Source organism: Mesorhizobium sp. B264B1B, from assembly GCF_020165765.1.
In the GTDB taxonomy this organism is placed as follows: Bacteria; Pseudomonadota; Alphaproteobacteria; order Rhizobiales; family Rhizobiaceae; genus Mesorhizobium.
In genome coordinates this window covers 470470-491683 of the sequence record NZ_JAIUIS010000004.1, presented here as the reverse complement: position 1 = coordinate 491683, position 21214 = coordinate 470470, and the positions used below count along the sequence as shown (strand labels likewise).

General features: G+C 62.4%; 23 protein-coding genes. 3 read left to right on the top strand and 20 right to left on the bottom strand.

Features of this window, described 5'->3' with window-relative positions; genetic code table 11:
• The coding region (locus LB547_RS11570; RefSeq protein WP_347439605.1) for a TOBE-like domain-containing protein at positions 1-243 on the top strand (243 nt) is incomplete at its 5' end.
• A 310-nt stretch (positions 244-553) separates the two neighbouring features.
• On the opposite strand, the gene LB547_RS11565 is transcribed toward LB547_RS11570, so the two are convergent.
• From LB547_RS11565 to LB547_RS11520, 10 genes are all read right to left on the bottom strand, one after another.
• Positions 554-1789, bottom strand: a complete 1236-nt coding sequence (locus tag LB547_RS11565) for a UxaA family hydrolase (RefSeq protein WP_140581277.1) — start codon at positions 1787-1789, stop codon at positions 554-556.
• A complete protein-coding gene (locus LB547_RS11560; RefSeq protein ID WP_140498421.1) occupies positions 1786-2082 on the bottom strand; it encodes a UxaA family hydrolase in 297 nt (98 codons plus the stop codon). The genes LB547_RS11565 and LB547_RS11560 overlap by 4 nt, the downstream gene beginning before the upstream one ends.
• 7 nt (positions 2083-2089) lie before the next feature.
• The gene (locus LB547_RS11555) at positions 2090-2779 is read right to left on the bottom strand and encodes an RraA family protein (protein WP_140763393.1); all 690 of its coding nucleotides are present in this window, start codon (positions 2777-2779) and stop codon (positions 2090-2092) included.
• A 28-nt stretch (positions 2780-2807) separates the two neighbouring features.
• Positions 2808-3569, bottom strand: a complete 762-nt coding sequence (locus LB547_RS11550) for an SDR family NAD(P)-dependent oxidoreductase (protein ID WP_140514976.1) — start codon at positions 3567-3569, stop codon at positions 2808-2810.
• Complete coding sequence (locus tag LB547_RS11545) at positions 3566-4600, bottom strand: zinc-binding alcohol dehydrogenase family protein (RefSeq protein ID WP_140498418.1); 1035 nt, start codon at positions 4598-4600, stop codon at positions 3566-3568. Before LB547_RS11545 ends, LB547_RS11550 begins: the two co-directional genes overlap by 4 nt.
• A 5-nt stretch (positions 4601-4605) precedes the next feature.
• Positions 4606-5715, bottom strand: coding sequence for an enolase C-terminal domain-like protein (locus LB547_RS11540; RefSeq protein ID WP_140498417.1), 1110 nt, complete (start codon positions 5713-5715; stop codon positions 4606-4608).
• A 69-nt stretch (positions 5716-5784) separates the two neighbouring features.
• Entirely contained in the window at positions 5785-6561 is a 777-nt protein-coding gene (locus LB547_RS11535; RefSeq protein ID WP_181165309.1) for a transporter substrate-binding domain-containing protein, read from the bottom strand.
• 34 nt (positions 6562-6595) lie between these two features.
• Positions 6596-7249, bottom strand: a complete 654-nt coding sequence (locus LB547_RS11530; RefSeq protein WP_140763391.1) for an amino acid ABC transporter permease — start codon at positions 7247-7249, stop codon at positions 6596-6598.
• A 2-nt stretch (positions 7250-7251) separates the two neighbouring features.
• Positions 7252-7923: an amino acid ABC transporter permease gene (locus tag LB547_RS11525; protein ID WP_140649900.1), complete on the bottom strand. Its 672-nt coding sequence runs from the start codon at positions 7921-7923 to the stop codon at positions 7252-7254.
• Positions 7924-7938: 15 nt separating this feature from the next.
• Positions 7939-8622: a GntR family transcriptional regulator gene (locus tag LB547_RS11520; RefSeq protein WP_140581261.1), complete on the bottom strand. Its 684-nt coding sequence runs from the start codon at positions 8620-8622 to the stop codon at positions 7939-7941.
• A 119-nt stretch (positions 8623-8741) separates the two neighbouring features.
• Between LB547_RS11520 and LB547_RS11515 the strand changes: the two genes are divergently transcribed.
• Together LB547_RS11515 and LB547_RS11510 are read left to right on the top strand one after the other, a co-directional pair.
• A complete protein-coding gene (locus LB547_RS11515) occupies positions 8742-9488 on the top strand; it encodes an amino acid ABC transporter ATP-binding protein (protein ID WP_140632381.1) in 747 nt (248 codons plus the stop codon).
• Between the two features lie 27 nt (positions 9489-9515).
• Positions 9516-10634 (top strand): mandelate racemase/muconate lactonizing enzyme family protein, encoded by a 1119-nt coding sequence (locus tag LB547_RS11510; protein ID WP_140763388.1) that lies wholly within the window; start codon positions 9516-9518, stop codon positions 10632-10634.
• 38 nt (positions 10635-10672) lie between these two features.
• Here the strand turns inward: LB547_RS11510 and LB547_RS11505 are convergent, their stop codons facing one another.
• The 10 genes from LB547_RS11505 to LB547_RS11460 all read right to left on the bottom strand — a co-directional run bounded on the left by LB547_RS11505 (position 10673) and on the right by LB547_RS11460 (position 21207).
• Positions 10673-11566 (bottom strand): carbohydrate ABC transporter permease, encoded by an 894-nt coding sequence (locus LB547_RS11505; protein WP_140498410.1) that lies wholly within the window; start codon positions 11564-11566, stop codon positions 10673-10675.
• A gap of 1 nt (position 11567) precedes the next feature.
• On the bottom strand, positions 11568-12467 hold the full coding sequence (locus LB547_RS11500) for a carbohydrate ABC transporter permease (protein ID WP_411908976.1): 900 nt from the start codon (positions 12465-12467) through the stop codon (positions 11568-11570).
• 145 nt (positions 12468-12612) lie between these two features.
• Entirely contained in the window at positions 12613-13938 is a 1326-nt protein-coding gene (locus LB547_RS11495) for an ABC transporter substrate-binding protein (protein ID WP_140498408.1), read from the bottom strand.
• 38 nt (positions 13939-13976) lie between these two features.
• Positions 13977-15059, bottom strand: coding sequence for an ABC transporter ATP-binding protein (locus LB547_RS11490; RefSeq protein ID WP_140763385.1), 1083 nt, complete (start codon positions 15057-15059; stop codon positions 13977-13979).
• A 230-nt stretch (positions 15060-15289) separates the two neighbouring features.
• Positions 15290-16267, bottom strand: a complete 978-nt coding sequence (locus LB547_RS11485; protein ID WP_140665561.1) for a branched-chain amino acid ABC transporter permease — start codon at positions 16265-16267, stop codon at positions 15290-15292.
• A gap of 1 nt (position 16268) precedes the next feature.
• Positions 16269-17156: a branched-chain amino acid ABC transporter permease gene (locus tag LB547_RS11480; protein ID WP_140581249.1), complete on the bottom strand. Its 888-nt coding sequence runs from the start codon at positions 17154-17156 to the stop codon at positions 16269-16271.
• A gap of 7 nt (positions 17157-17163) precedes the next feature.
• The gene (locus tag LB547_RS11475) at positions 17164-17868 is read right to left on the bottom strand and encodes an ABC transporter ATP-binding protein (RefSeq protein WP_140552372.1); all 705 of its coding nucleotides are present in this window, start codon (positions 17866-17868) and stop codon (positions 17164-17166) included.
• A complete protein-coding gene (locus LB547_RS11470) occupies positions 17861-18661 on the bottom strand; it encodes an ABC transporter ATP-binding protein (protein ID WP_181167435.1) in 801 nt (266 codons plus the stop codon). The genes LB547_RS11475 and LB547_RS11470 overlap by 8 nt, the downstream gene beginning before the upstream one ends.
• On the bottom strand, positions 18658-19866 hold the full coding sequence (locus LB547_RS11465) for an ABC transporter substrate-binding protein (protein ID WP_140498402.1): 1209 nt from the start codon (positions 19864-19866) through the stop codon (positions 18658-18660). The genes LB547_RS11470 and LB547_RS11465 overlap by 4 nt, the downstream gene beginning before the upstream one ends.
• 231 nt (positions 19867-20097) lie before the next feature.
• Entirely contained in the window at positions 20098-21207 is a 1110-nt protein-coding gene (locus tag LB547_RS11460) for an ABC transporter ATP-binding protein (protein ID WP_140560386.1), read from the bottom strand.
• Positions 21208-21214 lie beyond the last annotated feature (7 nt).

Here is a 21214-nt window from a genome sequence, read left to right as displayed (position 1 = left end):
ACCCGCCGGGTGGAACTCGAGATCGGCGGCGAACGCCAGCGCGTCGAGATCGAGCTGCCCGTCGACCATCCCGCGGCCCAGAAGAGCCGGGTAGCGTTCCGCCCGGGCCGCTGGAAGCTGTTTTTTTCGGATCAGGCAGGCAGCTCATTCGCGCCGGCGGAACAGAACCCTCGCCAAAACGAGAAGACGCTTCCCCCAGATATCAGGAAGCGGCGTATGGCTGACGCAGGCCCGCTGATTTGAATTGTCCGCATGGGGGTGAGGCGGTTGCGAGCCGCCAGCCCAATGCTGGTTTGCCGCGACCCTTTTTTGCGCACCTCGTTTCCAATGCACGTTGCCCAAGCAACCTCGGTTCGATGTAGCGACATGCAAAACAAGACCTAAGCGGCTCGCATGAATCCGTTTCGGCGTGCCGCGCTTCAAACAAAACGAGTGAGCTTGTCGCCAGATTGTTCGGCCCGCCACGCATTGCTCTTACTCAGGGTCAAGGGATCGCGCAGCTTCAGCACAGACGCAAGCTACGCTCGCAAGCATGCGGCAAACGCCGGCAGCTTCAGCTTCGGTGACCAGCCTTTGGCTGTGCGCCCGGCAGACATGCGGGACCGATCGGTTCGAAAGTCTTGTAGGTCAGGATGAATTCGCGGTGCCCGAGTTGTTCGGATTTCGTCGCATGGCCATTGGCGACAGCAAGAACCAGATTGAAGATTTCGTCGCCGACATCCGACAAGATGGCGGCCCCTTCGAGGATACGTCCGGCATCGACGTCCATGTCGCCCGACAGGCGACGGTATGTTTCGGGATTGGCGCAGATCTTTATGACCGGTGCGACCGCCGACCCCGAGACCGAACCGCGGCCGGTGACGAAGAGCGTGAGGTGACAACCGGAAGCGATGAGCTCCACGATCTCGGCATTGTCCGAGATGTTGGGGAAGCCAAAACGCACGTCCCCGTCCGGCACGACATCCATCAGGTAGAGTCCGCCGCCAGGGGGAATGTCGCCCGGCTTGATGAGGCCCGAAATCGGCGACGAGCCCGATTTGGCATAGGCACCCATCGATTTCTCCTCGATGGTGGATAGGCCGCCATCGGCATTGCCCGGAGCGAAACTGCCATAGCCTAGCGTCGCGTAGTATTGCGCTGCCTTTGCCACGGAGGCGCGCAGCTCGACGCCGAGTTCAGGCGTCACGGCACGGCTCGCCATGATCTCTTCGCAGCCGATCAGCTCGCCGGTCTCCTCGAAAATACAGGCTGCTCCCGCACGGACCAGCCGATCGAAGGCAAGGCCGGCGGCGGGGTTGCCGGTCATGCCGCTGGTGCCGTCCGACCCGCCGCAGATCGTGCCGACAATAAGTTCACTCGCATCCATTGGCACTCTCGCGACCGCGCCCAGCTCTTGCAGGCGTTGCCCGACCCATTCGATGCCGTCGGAAATCGTCGACAAAGTACCGCCGTTTTCCTGGATCGTCAGCGTGGCCACCGGCCGTCCGCTTGCCTCGACGGTGCGGGCGAGCGAGAATTTGTTGAAGCTTTCGCATCCCAGTGACAGCAGCAGTACCGCGGCGACATTGGGATGCGTACACAGACGCTCCATCATCCGCTGCGCATAGGGATTGGGAAAGCAGCCTGGAAAGCCGATCAGATGCACGTCCCTGCCGCGGAAATGGGAGACAATTTCGCGACCGACATGATGCGCGCACTCTACCAGATAGGCCACGATCACAATGTTGCGGATGCCCTTGCGACCGTCCGGCCTGAGATAGCCGAGGATGGTGGACTGTTCGCCGGTCATGATCCGGTCTCCGCTATTACGTGCGTTTTGGTGTAGTCGCTCTTCAGATTGTGAATATGGACGTGCTCGCCGGGTCCGATCGACCGCGTCGCCGAGCCGATCGGGACGCCGTATTTGATGACCTTCATCCCCGGGGCGATCGGCAGCCGCGCCAGCTTGTGGCCGAGCTCCACGGCCTTGATCAGAATGCGCGACTCGCCGCCGACGATGATGGTCTCACCGGCTTCGATGCGCCGGCAGGCGACCAGCACATTGTCGTGATCGCAGAGCAGGAGCAGACGAGGATCGTCCATCGTCGGCTCACATGACGCCGAAGGTACGGAAGGCTTCGCAGGCGCTCATGCCGTCGCGGATCGCGGTTGCGACCTTGTTCTCTGTGCTGACCTTCTCGATCGCGCGCTCGATCGCTTCCTTTTCCGCCTCGCGCGGGATCACAAGCACGCCCTCGCGGTCGCCGAAGATCAGGTCGCCGGGCGTTACCAGGATGCCTTCGATCTCGATTGGGCAGCCATGGTCGATCACCTTCCCTCGCGGGCCCTGGTCCTGGGCATAGATGCCGCGCGAGAAGACCGAAAAGCCGAGCTCTTCGATTTCCCAGGAGTCGCGGATATAGCCGTTGAGGACGGCGCCGGCAGCCTTCAGCTTCTGGGCCCTGGTGGACATCAGCCCGCCCCACAGCGCGTAGCGGAAGGAGGAGCCGCTGGCGATATAGACATCATTCTCCGTCAGGCTGTCCAGCGCTTCCATCATGAGGCCGAACGGTTTGTTCGCGAGCGGACCGTGCGTATCCGGCGAACCGCCGGAAAACACGTCCGCCTCCAGCACCGGCATCGCGCGGCCGATGACTTTCATCTCCGGCTGCAACGGCGCGATCCCGGCCGGCAGGAACTGCCGGCGGTGACCCATTACATCAAGCACGTCGCCGACGACGGCCGTGAAGAGTTCCTTGCGGATGACTTCGAAGATCGCCTTGTCAGTATCGGTCGTCATCTGTTTTCTCCCTCGAAAAACTATGGTGTCAGAAGCCGTGCAGCGCGCCGCCGTCGACCACCAGTATATGGCCGGTCACATAGGCTGAGGCGCGTGAGGCGAGATAGGTCATGGCCCAGCCGATATCGGCGCCCTCGCCGAAACGACCCATGGGAATGCGGCTGTTGATCTTGCGCGCCCTTTCCGGATCGGCTGCGGTGGCCTGGCGTAGAAGCGCGGTGTCGATCCAGCCTGGTGCCACACCGTTGACGCGTATCCCGCTGGGCGCAAGTTCGGTCGCGAGCGCCCTCACCATGCCGACATAGGCGGCTTTCGCCGCCGAATAGCCGATCACATTGGGAATGCCGAGGAAAGAGCTCATCGAGGCGGTGAAAAGAATGCTGCCCCTTGCTTCCGTCACCTGCGGCAGGAAGGCGCGCGAGAGGGCGAAGGCGCCGCCGACATGGACGTTCAGCACCGAATTGAAAGCCTCGACGCTCATCTCGCCGAGCGGCTTCTTGACCGTGTTGCCGGCATTGTTGACGAGGATCGAGACGCGTCCGGATTTTTTTGCCACCTCGCTGGCGAAACCCGTGGCACCGGCAGTGTCGGTCACGTCGAAGACATGGCTCGTGGCGGAAGGCCCCAGCGTCTCGCAGGCGGCAGCGAGCTTCGCGGCGTTGGTGCCGACGATCGTCACCTTGGCGCCGGCTTCGACGAAACAGGTGGCGATCGCAAGGCCGAGACCGCTTCCGCCGCCGGTCACCAGCGCATGCTGCCCCTCCAGCCCGAAGATATCCTTGATGCTCATGCGTCTTCCTTCGCTTCGATCCGGACGACGATCTTGGTGAAGCCTCCGGGGTTCTTGTCCCAGGCTTGCATGGCCGCACCGGCTTCCTCGATTGGCACGACGCGTGAGACGATGCGGTCGCCGGCGTCCCGATGTTGCTTCAGATAGCCGATAACATCGTGGAAATCGGCGATCTCGGAGCCGCGCGACCCGCGGATATCCATCTCCTTGAGCAGGAAGAACTTGGTGTCGTAAGCGATCTTGTTCTTGGCGTAGCCGACATAGACGACCCGGCCGCAGGACGCCACGAGATCGATCGCCTGCCGAAAGGTCGCATCCGCGCCGACCGCCTCGATGACGACCTGCGGACCGTCCCCACTGGTCAGTTCCAGGACATGCGCCAGGACATCTTCGCGCGACGCATCGATGGTGTCAGTGGCGCCGAGCACCTTGGCAACGGCGAGTTTGTCGGCGCTAAGGTCCACTGCGATCACGCGTGAGCCCCGCCTGACAGCGCCGAGCAAGGCGCCGAGCCCAATGACGCCGCAGCCAAGGATGACGACGGTTTCTCCAGCCGAAAGCTCGGAGCGGCGGACGGCATGGAAGCCGACGGCAAGCGGCTCGATCAGCGCGAGGTCCCGCTGGCGCATGCCCTCGACCGGAATGATCTTGCCCGCGGGAACGACGATGATCGAGGCCATCGCGCCCTCGCGCTGGACGCCCATCGTCCGGTTGTCCTTGCAGGCGTTCGGCCTGCCAAGGCGGCAGGCATGGCACCTGCCGCAATTGAAATAGGGAAGAATAGTCACGGACTGGCCGACCGCAAGCGCGCTGACGCCGTCGCCGAGCGCCGAGATGGTGCCGGAGATTTCATGGCCCAGGACGCGCGGGTAGGAGATCAGCGGATTGAGGCCGCGAAACGACGTCAGGTCGGAACCGCAATACCCCACATACTCCATCCGCACCGCGACTTCGCCCGGGCCCGGTTTTGGTTCGGGCAATTCGACCAGCGAGATCTTGCCGGGTTCCTCGAGGCAGACAGCTTTCATCATGGCGCTCAGGCCTCACAGATCGTGCTGTTGTCGATGGCATCCCAGTCGATCTCGACCCCGAGGCCGGGGGCTGACGGCGGCGCGGCGTAGCCGTCCTTGATCGGCAGCGGCTGCTTGAGGCCGAAGGCGAAGTTCTCCATTGGATAGAGCACTTCGAAGAAGTCGCAGTTCTTGATCGCCGCGGCGCAATGCAGGTTGACGATCTCCATCGGGTGGAAGATGGCGGTATGGATCTCGCAATTGACGCCGAAGGCTTCGGCGAGGCGGGCCGTCTTCATGACGCCCGTGACGCCGCCCGTCCAGGAAACGTCTGCCCGGACGCGATCGACGACACGCGTCGAGATGCATTCGGCGATGCTGTAAGGGTGCTTCGCAAGGACTTCCGTCCCGACGAGCGGGATTTCGAGGGTGCGGGCGAGCTCCCGCAGCGAATGCACGTCCTCGTCGTATAAAGGCTCTTCCAGCCAGTAGAAGTCGAGCCTTTCCAGCTCGCGGCCGAAGCGGATCGACTGCTCGAGATTGAACATCGAGACCGGGTCCGACATCAGCGTGAAATCCGGCCCGACGGCGGCGCGGACCTGGCGATGGACGTCGATGTCGTAGTCGAGGTCGAGTCCCGGTGTATGGAGCTTGTAGGCCCGCAACCCTTCGGCTTTGGCGCGCAGCGCCTCTTTCACATAGTCCTGCGGCCCCGACAGGATCATCGAGCTGCCATAGACCGGCACGCGTTCGCGGAAGGCGCCGAGATATTTGTAGAGAGGCTGCCCGGCGGCGGTGGCCGACAGCAGCCAGAGGCAGGTGTCGAATGGTCCGTAGGCATAGATCGGCAAGTGGCCCCACCAGCGGTCGGCCACCCGGAAATCGTGCCATGCCTTTTCCCGGTCGAGCGGGTCACGGCCGATGAAGAACGGACGCAGCGTGTCGGCAATCAGCCTGCCGGCGCCCGCCGCCGAACGACCGGCGAACCCGAAGGCGGTTGCCTCGAGCCCGGTATCCGTCGCCATGGTGACGGTGAGAAATTCGAACTTCGCGAAATCCCCGGTTCGAAACGCGCTGGCGGCAAAATCGCCTGGTTTGCGCTGGCAGCAGCGCACCTTCACATCCGTGATTTTCATGGAAAAACCTTCGATAAACCGATCGCAGCGGCATGTGTGGATCCGGGGGAGTCCCGGATCCAGTCATTCTCAGAAGCGGGGCAGGTCGACTTCGACACCCATCCATTTTTTCTGCAGGGCCTGCAGCTCACCTGTAGACTGGAGCATGAAGAGCTCCGTGTTCAGCCAGTGCAGGAAGTCCGGGTCGTTGCGGCGCAGGCCTATGCCCATCGGCGCCTGCGCCACGACGAACTGCTTCTTGAGGTTGGGATCGTGCTCCTCGACGGCGCGGGCAAGCGCGCCGCTGGTCACGATGCCTTCGACCTGGCCTGCGAACAGCGCCTGGGATGTCGACGCGTCATCGTCATAGCGCTGGATCTGTGCGCCTTCGACGGCCTTTTTGGTCATGACGATGTCGTTCGTGCTGGCCCGCGTCACGCCGATCTTCCTGCCGGCCAGATCCTCGATCTTGGTGATCGGCTGGTCGGCGGGACCGACATAGACCTGCTGGTCGACATAGTAGGTGTTGGTGAACGCGATGGCCTTGGCGCGCTCGGCGGTGATCGAGAACGAATAGATCACGATGTCGAGCTTGCCCGAAGTCAGGTTCGGGATGCGGTTGGCTGCCGTCGTGTCGACGATGTTGACCTTGACACCGAGATCGCGGGCGATTGCCTTTGCCACGGACACGTCATAGCCGTCGGGCTGCATGCTGCTGTCCATCAGGCCATAAGGCGGCGTTCCAAGGCCGACGCCGACATTGATAGTGCCGCGCTGCACGATGGCGTCCAGTGTGCTCTCGGCCTTTGCGGGCAATATCATCGCCAGCATCGCGGCGACCCCGACAGCAAGTCTCTTCAATAGCATGATACTTTCCTCCCTGGTGTGATGAACCGGATCTTCAGTTGGCTGCCTGCTGCAGGCGGCGCTCCAGGCGGCGGCTGGCATGGGACAGTATGGAGCAGATACCGAAGTAGATGGCCGCGACCGTCAGATAGACGGGCAGCGGCTGGAACGTGGCGCTGGAGACGATCTGTCCTGCTCTCGTCAGTTCGATAAAGCCGACGACCGAAGCAAGCGCGGTGTTCTTGACGACCTGAACGGAGAAGCCGACCGTCGGAGGAATGGCGACGCGAAGCGCCTGCGGAATGATGACGTCGGTCATCGTGTGCCGCCAGCCAAGCGCCAGCACGAACGACGCTTCCCATTGCCCCTTGTTGATCGACTGGATCGACCCGCGCCAGATCTCGCCGAGGAACGCGCTGCTGTAGAGCGTAAATCCAAGGCCGGCCGCGTAGATCGCCGGAAGGTCATAGCCGAGATTGGCGACGCCGAAATAGGCGATGAAGAGAATGACGAGCAGGGGCGTTCCCTGGATGACATAGATATAGGCCTGTGCGATCCAGCGCAGCCAGGCGAAGCGGGAGAGGCGCATGAGGGCGATAATCGATCCGCCGATGGCGCCGCCTGCAAGCGCAATTCCCGAGAGGACGACCGTCCACGTCGCACATTGCAGCAGAAACCCGACATGATGGAGGTTGAATGTCTGGAACATCGTCATCGCCCTGCAAAGCGGAAGGAGAAGAGGGCACGGTCAATCAGTGCGAAGACGCCTTTGAATGCAGCCGTCAGGACAAGGTAGATGGCCGCGACCACGAGATAGGCTTCCAGGCTTCGGAAGGTCAGGCCCTGCACATCATTGGCGACGCCGGTCAGTTCCGGGACGGAGATGACGGAAACGACGCTGGACGCCAGCATGATCAGGATGAACTGGCTGGTCAGTGCCGGGAAGATCGCTGAAATCGCCGGCAGCAGAACGACATAGCGGAAGGTGAGATACGGTGACATGCCAAGCGTGTGCGCCGCCTCCCGCTGTCCCTTGCCGATCGTCTGGATGCCGGCACGGACGATCTCGGTGATATAGGCGCCCGCGTAGAGCGTCAGGGAGAGGATGGCCGCCGTCACTTCGGAAATGCGGATGCCGACCGAGGGCAGCCCGAAATAGACGATGTAGATCTGTACCAGAAACGGCGTGTTGCGGATGATTTCCACATAGGCGGCCGCGATCGAGGAGAGGACTTTCGAGCTCGAAAGTCTCATCAGGGCGCCGACGATGCCGACGCACATGCCCAGAACCAGCGCGGCGGCCGACAGGCCGACGGTCAGCATGGCGGCGTGCACGAACAGGTCGCCGCGCGCGAATGTCCCGGAAAAATCTAGGTACTCCAAACTCGTCCCCGGTCTTCAAACAAGGTTCGGTTCGATCGCTCGCGCAAGGACTTTCACCTGGCGCAAGGTGTTCTGCCGGCTTCTCTCGAGATGTCGCTGAAGCGCCGCGAGGATCTGGCTCTTCTTGCCGGCGACGATGGCATCGAGAATATCCTGGTGCTCCTCGACCGAGCGGCTGTAATCGCCTGGAATCGAGACGAAGACCGTATGCGTCTGGCCGACAATGCGGGAGTGGACCTCGGAGATCATCGGTATCCCCGCGGCGCCGACGAGCGAACTGTGGAAGGCCCGGTCATGGGAGAGCGCCTTCGCCAGATCGTCGAGCGACGACCCTTTGGCGAAGCGCCTGTGGTTTTCGAGGCTGTCCTGGAGCTTCGCCCGCAGCGCCTCATCGAGCCGTCCTGCGTCGAAGGCTGCTTCCACGGCCCCTTTCTCGAGCAGTGTCCTGGCCGCGTATAATTCCTCGACGGCTTCCTCGTTGAAGCTGCGGACCACCATGCCGCGCCGCGAGGAATTGACGAGAAGCCCGTCCGCCTCCAGCCGCAGGCAGGCTTCCTTGACAGGCGTGGGACTGATGCCCAGTTCCGCCGCCAATTCGTTTGGCAACAGGCGCTGCCCGCCTGCCAGCCTGCCGCCGACGATCCGCGACCGCAGCTCCTGGTAGGCCTGCTCGGCCAATGTTGTCTTGATCATGCTCATGGCCCAAGCATCGGTCAGGTTCCGGTTCGGTGCAACAGAAAAATTAAAAATAGAAAATTTTTTATTTTCTGATTTCGATCTTTCGGGTTACAAGCCAATCTCGCAACAAGGAGGAGTTCATGGACGCCAACGGCAGCGCCTTTGTGAAACTGCGCGACGCGGTGAAGATGTTCGGCGGGTTTCAGGCGCTCGATCACGTCAGCCTTGAGGTGGCGAAGGGCGAAAAGATTGTCGTCTGCGGGCCGTCGGGCTCAGGCAAGTCGACCTTGATCCGCTGCATCAACGGCTTGGAAGACCTGCAGCAAGGCTCGGTGGAAATCGACGGCAAACCGCTGGTCGAGAAGTCCCACGGACGTATGGTCCCGCGCCGGGACATCGGCATGGTGTTCCAGCAGTTCAACCTCTTCCCGCATCTCAAGGTGATCGAGAACTGTACGCTGGCGCCGATCCGCGTGCTCGGAAAATCGCGCAGGGACGCTTCGGAGAGAGCGCTGGAGATGTTGCACAAGGTTCGGATCGCAGATCAGGCGGACAAGTATCCGTCCCAGCTTTCCGGCGGCCAGCAGCAGCGCGTCGCGATCGCCCGCGCGCTCTGCATGCAGCCCAAGATCATGCTCTTCGATGAACCGACCTCGGCTCTCGATCCGGAAATGGTCAAGGAAGTGCTAGACACCATGGTCTCGCTGGCATCCGAAGGCATGACGATGATCTGCGTGACGCACGAAATGGGTTTCGCCAGCCAGGTGGCCGATCGGGTCGTCTTCATGGACAAGGGCCGGATACTCGAGGAGGCCACGCCGAAGGAGTTCTTCGCAGCCCCGAAGCATCAGCGTGCACGCGAATTCCTCTCGCAGCTCCTTCATTGACAAATTCATATCCGCCAAGGGTCATAGATGAAAATCGCCTCCGTCCGCCCGTTCATTCTCCATCTTCCACTCACCTCGGACTCCATTTCGGACTCGACCCACGGCATCACCCATTGGGGTGTCGTGGGTACGAAGATCGTCACCACGGACGGGCTGGAAGGTTATGGCTTCACCGGCACGCATGCCCATCTGGCCGCCGACCGGCTGATAACGTCCTGCATCGGCGAGTGTTACGCGCCGCTTCTGGTAGGCGAAGACGCCTCGGATCATCAGCGTCTATGGACCAGGCTTGCGCGCCATCCTTCGCTTCAATGGGTCGGTCGGGCCGGCATCACGCATCTGGCGCTGGCCGCAATCGATATCGCGTTGTGGGATATGAAGGCGAAACGGGCGGGCCTGCCGCTGTGGAGTTATCTCGGCGGCGCGCGCACCGATGCCCTGGAGGCCTACAATACCGATATCGGCTGGATTTCGTTCGATCTGGACACGTTGCTGCGCGGCTCCGCGAAAGCCGTCGAGGAGGATGGATTCACACGCATCAAGATCAAGGTCGGCCATGACGACCCAAATGTCGACGTCGAGCGCCTGGCGGCTGTGCGCAAACGTGTCGGACCAAGGATCCGGATCGCAATCGACGGCAACGGCAAGTGGGATCTTCCGACCTGCCAGCGGTTCTGCGCGCTGGCGCGCGACCTCGATATCTACTGGTTCGAGGAGCCGCTCTGGTATGACGATGTCGCCAGCCACGCCACGCTCGCGCGCAATACATCGATCCCGATCGCGCTCGGCGAGCAGCTCTACACGATCGACGCGTTCCGCTCCTTCGTCGATGCAGGAGCCGTCGCCTACGTCCAGCCGGACGTCACGCGGCTCGGAGGAATAACCGAATACATCCAGGTCGCGGACCTGGCACTGGCGCATCGGCTTCCCGTCGTTCCGCATGCAGGGGAGATGAGCCAGGTGCATGTGCATCTGAGCTACTGGCATCCTGCATCGACGATCCTCGAATACATCCCCTGGATCAAGGATCACTTCGAGGAGCCGATCCGCGTCGAAGGCGGCATCTACAAACGGCCCGAACGGGCCGGTGCGAGCACGACCGTCCTGGCCGAAAGCTTTGCCCGCTACGGCAAAAGCCTGGGCTAGGGCATTCCAGGAAAAGCGCCCGCGGCATCGGGGCGGCGCTATTCCTTCACCGCGCCGGTCATCGAGGAGACATAGTGCTCGACGAAGAACGAATAAAGCACGACGACCGGCAGGGATCCGATCAGCGCGCCCGCCATCAGGGCACCCCACTCATAGACGTCGGAGCGGACGAGTTCGGTGAGCACCCCGACCGGCACGGTCTTGTTTTCGGACGACTGGATGAACGTCAAGGCATAGATGAACTCGTTCCATGACAGGGTGAATGCGAATATGCCCGCCGAGATCAGGCCTGGCACCGACAGGGGCAGCACGATCTTGCTCAGGATCTGCCAGCGGCTTGCCCCGTCTATGAGCGCACATTCTTCCAGTTCGAACGGGATGGAGCGGAAGTAACCCATCAGCAGCCAGGTGCAGAAGGGGATCAGGAAGGTCGGGTAGGTGAGGATGAGCGCGAAGGGTGTGTCGTAAAGCCCGAGGTTGAACACCATCACCGACAAGGGGATGAACAGTATCGAGGGCGGCACGAGATAGGCGAGGAACACCGCGAGGCCGACCTGCCGTGCCCCGGAGAACCGCAGCCGCTCGATCGCATAGGCCGCGAAAACCGACGCCACCAGCGACAGGAAAGTGGCGGCGGTCGAAATGATGATCGTGTTGAGCAGCCAGCCCGGATAGGACGTCTCGAAGAGAAGATAGCGGATGTGCTCCAATGTCGGATGCACGACCCAGAGCGGGTTGAAATTGGCATAGTCTGTCATTTCGACATTGGGCTTAACCGCTGTGATCGTCATCCAGTAGAACGGGAACAAGAGCACGATGACGAACACGAGCAGGGGGAGATAGACCGTCACCACACGGCGCGGCACGCTCTGCAAATAGCCCATGCCGCCTTCATCGAGCTGCGGCTGTTTTGTCTTCCTGGTGGCAGCCATGTCAGTCTCCGCCCCCCTGCTGCCATTTGCGGCGCTGCAAGCCGAAATAACTGAACAGGATCGCGGCAAGGAGGAATGGGATCATGGCGACCGCGATCGCGGCGCCCTCGCCGAGCTGGCCGCCCGAAATGCCGCGCTGGAACGACAGCGTCGCCATCAGATGGGTGGCATTTACCGGTCCGCCGCGGGTCAGCACATAGATCAGCTGGAAATCCGTGAAGGTGAACAGCACCGAGAACGTCATCGTGATCGCGATGATGGGGGTGAGCAGCGGCAGCGTCACATGGCGAAACAATTGCCAGCGGCTGGCGCCGTCGAGCGTGGCGGCCTCGTAAAGCGATTGGGGGATTGTCTGCAAGCCGGCAAGCAGCGTGATGGCTACGAAAGGGATGCCGCGCCAGACATTGGCCGCGATCACCGAAGCACGCGCGTTCTCCGGATCGCCGAGGAAATTGATGCGATGGTCGATCAGGCCCATCTGCTGGAGTGCCCAGGACAGGATCGAGAACTGCGAATCGTAAATCCACCAGAAGGCGATGGCCGACAGCACCGTCGGCACCACCCACGGCAACAGGACAATCGCGCGGAAGAACGATTTGAAGGGAAGGTTCTGGTTGAGGATGAGCGCCAGCCAGAGGCCGAGCGCGAATTTCAGGATCGAGGCGCTGACGGTGTAGAGCAGGGTGTTGAAGACGGAGAGCCAGAAGACGGCGTCGCTCCACAGATATTCATAGTTCTCGATGCCGATGAAGATGCCGGGACGGCCGATGCGGGCATCGGTGAAGCCGAGCCAGACGCCGAGCCCAAGCGGATAGGTCAGGAAGACAAGCAGCAATGCCGCCGCCGGCAGCATGAAGCCGAAGCCAAGCGCGTTCCTGCTCTCGGCCAGGCGCGACAGCATCGAGGAACGCGGCTGAGCGGCGACGGACGGCACGGCCATGGGGCGGGCTCCCTGCAAGGGTCTCGTTGATCGGCCTGGCGGCCGCCCTGCGCTTCCGGAGGGTCGGATAGCGCGGGGCAGAGCCGCCAGGCTCAGCTGGCATGGATCAAACGCGATAATACCGGTTTGCGCGCTTCTCCGCCTCTTCCATTGCCTCCTGGGGCGTGGCCTGCCCCGTGACGGCCTTGGCGAACATGTCGACCAGGACATAGTCGGCCATGGTCGCCGCCGAGGCATAGCCGAGCGGCCCGGCATAGCCGTTGGGCCGCAGCGTCGCCGAAGCCTTGGCGTAAGCGGCATTGTTCGGATCGGCTGTCCACACCGGATTGTTGTCGAACGCCTTGAGCGTCTGGCAGCAGTAGCCCGCCGAGGAGGTGATCCAATCTGGCATTTGCGGGTCCTCGAACATGAATTGCAGATAGGCTTTGGCCGCGTTGGGGTAGGGCGTGTAGTCGAAGATGACGGCTGTGGTCACCTGGAACAGTTCGACGGATTTGCCGACAGGACCGATCGGCAGGTTGGTGGTGCGTATGTCCTTGGCCATTTCCGCCAGCTTCGGATCATTGTCCTTGTTGATCTTGGCCGTGTTGTAGGCGGAAATGCCATTGGCGATCACACTGAGTTCGCCGGCCAGGAAGGCGCGATTGTTGTTGACGTCGAGCCAGCTTTCGGTGCCTGGAATAAAAGTCTTGTAGAGTTCCTGCGCGTATTCGATCGCCTTGAGGGTCTCGGGGCTGTTGATCGTCACCTTGCCGCTCTCGTCGACCATCTGGCCGCCATGGCTCCACAGCAGCCAGTGCGCGTAGTTGTTGCCGTCGCCGACACCATGGCCGTGCGTGAAGCCGGCCGGATGCCCCTTCGCCTGCAGGGCCTTGCAAAGTTCGAGGAAGCCTTTCGTATCCTTGGGGAACTCCGAAAAGCCGGCCTCTTTCACCCAGCTTTCCCGATAGACGATGGCATTTCCGATGGTGGCGAGCGGCAGGCCGATGAATTTGCCTTCCCGGGTCGCATATTGCTTTGGTCCGTCGTGCCAGCCGCCATATTTCGACCCCAGATACTCGCCCAGTTCCGTCACGTCGTGCAGCTTGTCGGGATACTGATGCGGGTCGTCGAACCAGACGAACATCAGATCCGGACCTGAACCGACATTGGCGGCGACCGCTGCCTTGGGGCGAATGTCTTCCCAGCTTTCCTTGTCGACACGTACCTCCACGCCCGTCGCTTCGGTGAACCGCTTGGTGTTTTTCAGCCACTGGTCCTCGTCACCCTGCACGAAAGGCGACCAGCGCAGCAGCCTGAGCTTCGCACCGTCCTCCGGCTTGTACTTCAGCCCCTCCTGGGCGAATGCCGGAGAGCCGGCGAAGCGGCTTCCCAAAACGCCGGCAGCAGCGCCGGCCGTCGTGCGGATCACGTCACGTCTGGTGAATTTCATGCTCGTTCCTCCTGTTTGTTTCTCTTGCCCTTTGGTCTCTACAGCTTGCTGCGCGTTTGAAGCCGCTGCCCGGTTTCGCCGTGGAAGAGATGAATGAGGCCGGGTTCGGCGGTGAGCCGGATGGTTTCGCCCGGCGTGAAGGAATGACGTTCCCGGAAGTTGGCCACGATCTCTTCACCGCCGGCTGTCCGGCCGATGAGCTGTACCTCCGACCCGGTCGGCTCGATCACCGCGATGGTGACCGCAATGCCCTGGTCGGACAGCCGCAAATGCTCGGGCCGTATGCCCAGCACCACCGGCTCGCCGCCTTTGACGGACGATGCTGCGTCCAACGGCACGGAAATTCCGCCCGCGCCCCGAAAGGACGGCGACCCGTTCGTCGCGATTTCGCCCCGCAGCAAATTCATGGCGGGCGAGCCGATGAAACTGGCGACGAAGAGATTGTCCGGCCTGTCGTAGAGTTCCAGCGGCGGCCCGATCTGCTCGACGATGCCGTCATGCATGACCACGATCTTGTCTGCCATGGTCATGGCTTCGATCTGGTCATGGGTAACATAGACCGTCGTGGTTTTCAGGCGCTGGTGCAGTTCCTTGATCTCGGCGCGCATCTGCACCCTGAGCTTGGCGTCAAGATTGGACAGCGGCTCGTCGAACAAGAAAACCGCCGGATCGCGCACGATCGCCCGCCCCATGGCAACTCGCTGGCGCTGTCCGCCGGAAAGCTGGCGGGGATAGCGCGCCAACAGCGGCACGAGCCCCAGAATCTCCGCTGCGCGCTGGACGCCGGCGCCGCTCTCAGCCTTCGAAACGCCCTTGAGCATGAGCGAGAATGCCATGTTCTCGGCGACGGTCATATGCGGGTAGAGCGCATAGTTCTGGAAGACCATAGCGACGTCGCGTTCCTTCGGCGCAACGTTGTTGACGACACGTTCGCCAATCGCAATCTCGCCCCGCGAAATCTTTTCCAGGCCCGCGATCATCCTGAGCAGGGTTGATTTTCCGCAACCCGACGGCCCGACCAGCGTGACGAATTCGCCATCGTCGATGTCCACGCTGACGCCGTGCAGAACCTCGACGGTCCCGAATGATTTGTGAACCTCGCTAATCGCGACAGACGCCATCGATCCTCCTCCCGAACGATTCCCGCGACGTCTCTTCGAAGGAACCGCTGACCTCTCCCGGCGACGGCCCTCCAACCTTCATGTGGTCACGCGATACGGAGACGGTAGCGCTACCAAACCTGCCTGTAAAGCAGGCGCTTCGATAAACATCCAGGCTGCATTCCCGGTTGCTCACTGGACTGCCCACCACATGGCTGGAGACAGCAGGGAGATCGGCCACGGGATGAATATCAACCACTTGCACCGTCCGCCGGCCTGGGCAGCCGCGCATGGAATTCGCCGACGATGCCGCGCCGGAAGACGAGCACGCAGACCATGAATATCAGGCCGGTGGCGATGGTCACCGGAAAGCCTGAGGTGGCGAGTGTGTTTTCAAGGCCGACGACGAAGCCGGCGCCGACGACCGGCCCGACCATGGTACCGATGCCGCCAAGCAGCGACATCAGGATCACCTCGCCCGACATCTGCCATGTCACGTCGGTGAGCGTCGCGAACTGGAACACGATTGCCTTGACCGCGCCGGCAAGCCCCGCAAGTGCGGCCGACATGACGAAAGCGGCGAGCTTATACCTGGCGACGGAATAGCCGAGCGAGATGGCGCGGTTCTCGTTCTCGCGGATCGAGCGCAGGATCATGCCGAAGGGCGAGTTGACGATCCGCCAAATGGCGAAGACGCCGATCAGGAAGATGGCCAATACGACATAGTACATGTTGACCGTAGCGTTCAAATCGATGATGCCGAAGAGGTTGCCGCGCGGAACGCCCTGGATGCCATCCTCGCCTTGCGTGAACGGTGCCTGCACGCAGAAGAAGAAGAACATCTGCGCCAGCGCCAGCGTGATCATGGCGAAATAGATGCCTTGCCGGCGGATGGCGAAGAAGCCCATGACCAGCCCGAGCAGGGCCGCGCCGGCGGTACCCAGCAGAATGCCTGCCTCCGGCGGCCAGCCCCATACCTTGACGGCATGCGCGCAGAAATAGGCGGCGCCGCCGAAGAAGGTCGCGTGGCCGAAGGACAACAGGCCGGTGTAGCCGAGCAACAGGTTGAAGGCGCAGGCAAACAGCGCAAAGCACAGCATCTTCATAAGGAAGAACGGGTAGACGAAGAACGGCGCGGCGATGAGCGCCAATACCGCCAGCGCCACCAGCGCGCGTTCCAGCCGCACGGAGGCCGCGGCGCGCTTTTCGTGAAGCGTCAGCTCACTCATCTCAGGCGTCCCTTCCGAACAGGCCGGCCGGCCGCAGTAGAAGCACGATCGCCATGATGACGAAGACGACAAGGTTCGACGCCTCGGGATAGAACACCTTGGTTAGGCCCTCGGCGAGGCCGAGCATGTAGCCGGTGACGATGGCGCCCAGGATCGAGCCCATGCCGCCGACCACGACGACGGCGAAGACGACGATGATCAGATCCGACCCCATCAGCGGACTGACCTGGTAGACGGGAGCCGCCAGGATCCCGGCAAGACCGGCAAGTGCCGCACCCAGTCCATAGGTGAGTGTCAAAAGCAGTGGCACGTTGACGCCGAAAGCCTGGACCAGTTCTGGATTTTCGGTCGCGGCGCGCAGATAGGAGCCAAGCCTGGTCTTCTCGATCAAAAGCCATGTGCCCAGGCAGACGAGAAGCGATGCCAGCACCACCCAGCCGCGATAGTTGGGCAGGAACATGAAGCCGAGATTGGTGCCGCCCGCAAGTAGCGCCGGCACCGCATAGGGATTTCCCGAGACGCCGTAATAATAACGGAAGACGCCCTCGATGACCAAGGCCAGGCCGAAAGTGAAGAGCAGGCCGTAGAGAGGGTCGAGCTGGTAGAGCCGCGAGAGCGCAGCACGCTCGACCGCAATGCCGAACAGCCCGACGGAGAGCGGCACCAGGATCAGCGCCGGCCAATAGCCGATGCCGAGATGGACAAGCAGCAGATAACCGATGAAGGCGCCCAGCATGTAGAGCGCGCCGTGGGCGAAATTGATGATGCGCAGCAGGCCGAAGATGACGGCGAGGCCAAGGCTCAGCATCGCATAGAAGGAACCGTTGATCAGCCCGACCAGCAGCTGCCCGAGAAAGGCCTGGATGGGGATGCCGAAGATCATCGTCATGGCGCGATCATACTCCGAGCACCTCGTGAAGTTGAGCGTCGTGGGCGGCCAGTTCGCCGACCGGAAACCCGCTCAGCACCTTGCCGTGCTCCATCAGGTAGAAGCGGTCGGCAATGCGGGCGGCGAAACGGAAATTCTGCTCCACGAGCAGGATCGTCATGCCGCGCTTTTTCAACGTCGCAAGCAATTCGCCGATGCGCTGGACGATGACCGGCGCCAGGCCTTCGGTCGGCTCGTCGAGGAGCAGCATCCGGACACCCGTCCTCAGGATGCGGGCGATCGCCAGCATCTGCTGCTCGCCGCCGGATAGCCTGGTGCCCGGGCTGTTGCGGCGCTCCTTCAGGTTGGGAAAGAGCTCGAAGATCTCCTCGACGCTCATGCCGCCCTTGGCCACCACCGGCGGCAGGATCAGGTTCTCGTCGACTGTCAGCGTGGCGAAAATGCCGCGCTCCTCGGGAACGAAACCGATGCCTTGGTGGGCGACACGGTGCAAGGGCAGGCCGATCAAGTCGTTGCCGTTGAAGACGACACTGCCGGTGCGCTTGCGGATCAGCCCCATGATGGCGCGCAGCGTCGTGGTCTTGCCGACGCCGTTGCGGCCAAGCAGCGTCACGGTTTCGCCGCGGAACACATCGAGGTCGACGCCGTGCAGCGCGTGGCCCTCGCCGTACCAGGCATGGAGATCGCGCACGGCAAGCAGCGGCTCACTCATGCTCGGTTCCCATATAGGCTATCCGGACGCGTTCATCCTGGCTGACCGTCGGATAGTCGCCCGCGGCGAGCACCTTGCCGCGCTGCATCACGGTGATCCAGTCGCAAAGATCGGCAACGACGGTCAGATTGTGCTCCACCATGAGCACGGCCCGATCGCGGGCCAAGGCGCGGATGATCCCGGAGATCATGCTGACATCCTCGTGCCCCATGCCGGCCATCGGCTCGTCGAGCAGCAGCACCTTTGGATCGAGCGCCAGCGTGGTGGCGATCTCGAGCACGCGCTTGCGGCCATAGGAGAGATCGCCGGCGAGCCGGTGCGCCGCGTCGTCGAGGCCGACCGTGCCGAGAAGCTCGCGCGCCCGCGGCGTCAGTTGGTCGAGCGCCGAAAGCGGGCGCCAGAACTGGAAACCCAGCCCGCCTGGCCGCTGCAGCGCGACGCGCACATTGTCGAGCACGCTCAGATGCGGAAAGATCGCCGATATCTGGAACGAGCGCACGAGGCCCATCCGCGCCACCTTGGCCGGCGGTGTCCGGGTTATGTCGGTGCCGAGCAGTTCAATCGTGCCGCTGGTCGGCTGCAGGAACTTGGTCAAAAGATTGAAGATCGTGGTCTTGCCGGCGCCGTTGGGTCCGATCAAGGCGTGAATCCTGCCGTGATGAACGTCGAGATCGACATCCTTCACCGCAACGAACCCGGCGAAATCGCGCCTGAGGCCGCGGGCGGAAAGCACCACCCGCGGCACGGCTCCATCGCCGTCAGGCCTGACGGCCGCGGCGGTTGCCGTCGTCACTTGCTGACGAGCGGGCAGCCGCTATCCGTGGCCTTCATGAAGGCCTGGTCGCCCGGAATGGTTGCAAGATAGGTGTAGTAGTCCCAATCCTTCTTGCTCTCCTCGGGCTTCTTGACCTGATAGAGGTACATGTCGTGCACCATGGAGCCGTCGGCCTGCACCTTGCCGTTGGCGGTAAAGACGTCATTGACCGGCATCGAATGCAATTCCTTGGCCACCGCTTCGGTTTCGTCGGTGCCGGCCTTGTCGATGGCCTTGAGATACTGCGACACCGCCGAATACGTCCCGGCCTGGATCATGTTCGGCATCCTGCCGGTGCGTTTGAAGAAGCGGTTGGCGAACTCGCGGCTCTTGTCGTCGCGATCCCAGTAATAGCCTTCGGTCAGCACGACGCCCTGGGCCGCCTGCAAGCCAAGGCCATGCACTTCGGCCAGCGTGAACAGAAGTGCCGCGAGCCGCTGGCCGCCGGCGACGATGCCGAATTCGGCCGCCTGCTTGATCGAGTTGGAAGTGTCGAGACCGGCATTGGCAAGGCCGACGATCTTGGCGCCGGAGGATTGCGCCTGCAGCAGGAAGGATGAGTAGTCGGTCGAGCCGAGCGGATAGCGCACTTCACCAAGCACCTTGCCGCCGCGATCCTTGACGAGCTTGGCGGTCTGCTCCTCGAGCGAATAGCCGAAGGCGTAGTCGACGGTGATGAAATACCAGCTGTCGCCGCCTTGCTGCACCAGGGCACCGCCTGTGCCGACGGCCTGGGAATGGGTGTCGTAGGCCCAATGGAAACCATAGGGCGAGCACTGCTTGCCGGTCAGGTCGGTCGCAGCCGCGCCGGTGACGATGTCGATCTTCTTCTTTTCCTTGGAAAGTCCCTGCACGGCGAGCGCCACCGAGGAGGTGGTCAGTTCCATTATGGCATCGACCTGCTCGGTGTCGTACCACTGGCGCGCGATGTTGGAGGCGATGTCCGGCTTGTTCTGGTGGTCGGCACTGATGACCTCGATAGGCGCATTCTGGACCTTGCCGCCGAAATCCTCGACAGCCATCTTGGCCGCCTCGACGGACCATTTGCCGCCGAAATCGGCATAGACACCCGACTGGTCGTTGAGGATGCCGATCTTGACCTTGCCGTCGGAAATTTCGGCTGCCGCCGCTGGCATCGCGGTACCCACAAGCAGCGCGGCTGAGATGAGATAGGATGCTTTCACTGGTATTTCCTCCCTTGTGGCCACTGTCGAAAACGCCCATTGCGGCCCTGTGACGGCTTCGAGTGCACCGTCTGGTCCCGCGTGAAGAATACGTCCTGTGCTCGCCACAGTTCCAAAGTGCCAGGACACATGGTCACAAGCGCACATTCGGAATGCACAGAGATTCGTAACATCGACATGGAACGTCGAGAACCACTATTTTCGTATCAGGCGCACCGGTAGCGGTGTGCGCTAGGACTTGTCGCGCGCTATCAGCACGATCTTTGCCGGATCGAAATCGACCGCGACGACGCTGCCTTCCGGCAGGGCGGGTGTGACGACCGGCGACGTCGCAAACAGCTCGACCGCCGGATCGTTTATCGCGACGCGGTATTCCATGTGGTCGCCGAGATAAGAACTCTTGACCACGCGCCCTCTCATCCCGCCGGCTGCCGGCTGGCCGGCGACGAGGCGCACGGCATTCGGCCGGACGGCCAGCACCGCCGGCCCCGCCGCGATGCCGCGATGCCGCATGTCGAGCCGCAGCGGCCCGACCTTTACCTCGGCATTCGTCCCATTGCTGGCGAGAACCTCGACATCGAGCAGGTTGGCGTCGCCCATGAAATCGGCGATGAAAGAGTTCCTGGGTTCGTTGTAGAGGTCGCGCGGGGTTCCGTCCTGGGCGACGCGGGCAGCGTTCATGACGATGATGCGATCGGACACGGCCAGCGCCTCCTCCTGGTCATGCGTCACATAGACCACGGTCAGCGCGAGGTCCTGCTGAAGACCGCGGATCTCATCGCGCACGCGCCGGCGCAGCTTGGCATCGAGATTGGACAGCGGCTCGTCGAACAAAAGCACCTTCGGCTCCAGCACGATGGCGCGCGCCACGGCCACGCGCTGCTGCTGGCCGCCCGAAAGTTCGCTCGGCTGGCGCTTCTCGTAGCCGGACAGGCCGACCTGTGCCAGCTTCTCGGCGGCGCGCCCTGCTGCCTCAACCTTGCCGAGCCCCGTCGCCCGCAGGCCGTAGCTGACATTTTCCATGACGTTCATGTGCGGGAACAGCGCATAGGACTGGAAGACCATGCTGACGTCGCGCTCTGCGGCTGACAGCAAGGTGACGTCCTTGCCGTCGATTACGATGCGCCCGTGGCTTGCGTGCTCAAGCCCGGCAATCAGCCTGAGCGTCGTCGTCTTGCCGCAGCCGGAGGGTCCCAGCAGCGTCACCAGGCTGGCCGGTGCGATGTCGAAGCTGACATTGTCGACGGCAGTGACGGCGCCGTATTTCTTGGTGACGCCCTCGAAACGCACTGCCGGTCTGTCCACCACGCCGGGGGCAGCGTTCTTCGCCGTTTGATCCATACGCTTC

Coding starts and splice junctions, on each gene's coding strand:
- LB547_RS11515 (WP_140632381.1), top strand. CDS start 8,742: ATGGACGCCAACGGCAGCGCCTTTGTGAAACTGCGCGACGCGGTGAAG.
- LB547_RS11460 (WP_140560386.1), bottom strand. CDS start 21,207: ATGGATCAAACGGCGAAGAACGCTGCCCCCGGCGTGGTGGACAGACCG.
- LB547_RS11560 (WP_140498421.1), bottom strand. CDS start 2,082: ATGGACGATCCTCGTCTGCTCCTGCTCTGCGATCACGACAATGTGCTG.
- LB547_RS11480 (WP_140581249.1), bottom strand. CDS start 17,156: ATGACGATGATCTTCGGCATCCCCATCCAGGCCTTTCTCGGGCAGCTG.
- LB547_RS11495 (WP_140498408.1), bottom strand. CDS start 13,938: ATGAAATTCACCAGACGTGACGTGATCCGCACGACGGCCGGCGCTGCT.
- LB547_RS11565 (WP_140581277.1), bottom strand. CDS start 1,789: ATGACCGGCGAACAGTCCACCATCCTCGGCTATCTCAGGCCGGACGGT.
- LB547_RS11540 (WP_140498417.1), bottom strand. CDS start 5,715: ATGAAAATCACGGATGTGAAGGTGCGCTGCTGCCAGCGCAAACCAGGC.
- LB547_RS11475 (WP_140552372.1), bottom strand. CDS start 17,868: ATGAGTGAGCCGCTGCTTGCCGTGCGCGATCTCCATGCCTGGTACGGC.
- LB547_RS11505 (WP_140498410.1), bottom strand. CDS start 11,566: ATGGCTGCCACCAGGAAGACAAAACAGCCGCAGCTCGATGAAGGCGGC.
- LB547_RS11535 (WP_181165309.1), bottom strand. CDS start 6,561: ATGCTATTGAAGAGACTTGCTGTCGGGGTCGCCGCGATGCTGGCGATG.
- LB547_RS11490 (WP_140763385.1), bottom strand. CDS start 15,059: ATGGCGTCTGTCGCGATTAGCGAGGTTCACAAATCATTCGGGACCGTC.
- LB547_RS11555 (WP_140763393.1), bottom strand. CDS start 2,779: ATGACGACCGATACTGACAAGGCGATCTTCGAAGTCATCCGCAAGGAA.
- LB547_RS11485 (WP_140665561.1), bottom strand. CDS start 16,267: ATGAGTGAGCTGACGCTTCACGAAAAGCGCGCCGCGGCCTCCGTGCGG.
- LB547_RS11520 (WP_140581261.1), bottom strand. CDS start 8,622: ATGAGCATGATCAAGACAACATTGGCCGAGCAGGCCTACCAGGAGCTG.
- LB547_RS11530 (WP_140763391.1), bottom strand. CDS start 7,249: ATGTTCCAGACATTCAACCTCCATCATGTCGGGTTTCTGCTGCAATGT.
- LB547_RS11545 (WP_140498418.1), bottom strand. CDS start 4,600: ATGATGAAAGCTGTCTGCCTCGAGGAACCCGGCAAGATCTCGCTGGTC.
- LB547_RS11500 (WP_411908976.1), bottom strand. CDS start 12,467: ATGCTGTCGCGCCTGGCCGAGAGCAGGAACGCGCTTGGCTTCGGCTTC.
- LB547_RS11550 (WP_140514976.1), bottom strand. CDS start 3,569: ATGAGCATCAAGGATATCTTCGGGCTGGAGGGGCAGCATGCGCTGGTG.
- LB547_RS11510 (WP_140763388.1), top strand. CDS start 9,516: ATGAAAATCGCCTCCGTCCGCCCGTTCATTCTCCATCTTCCACTCACC.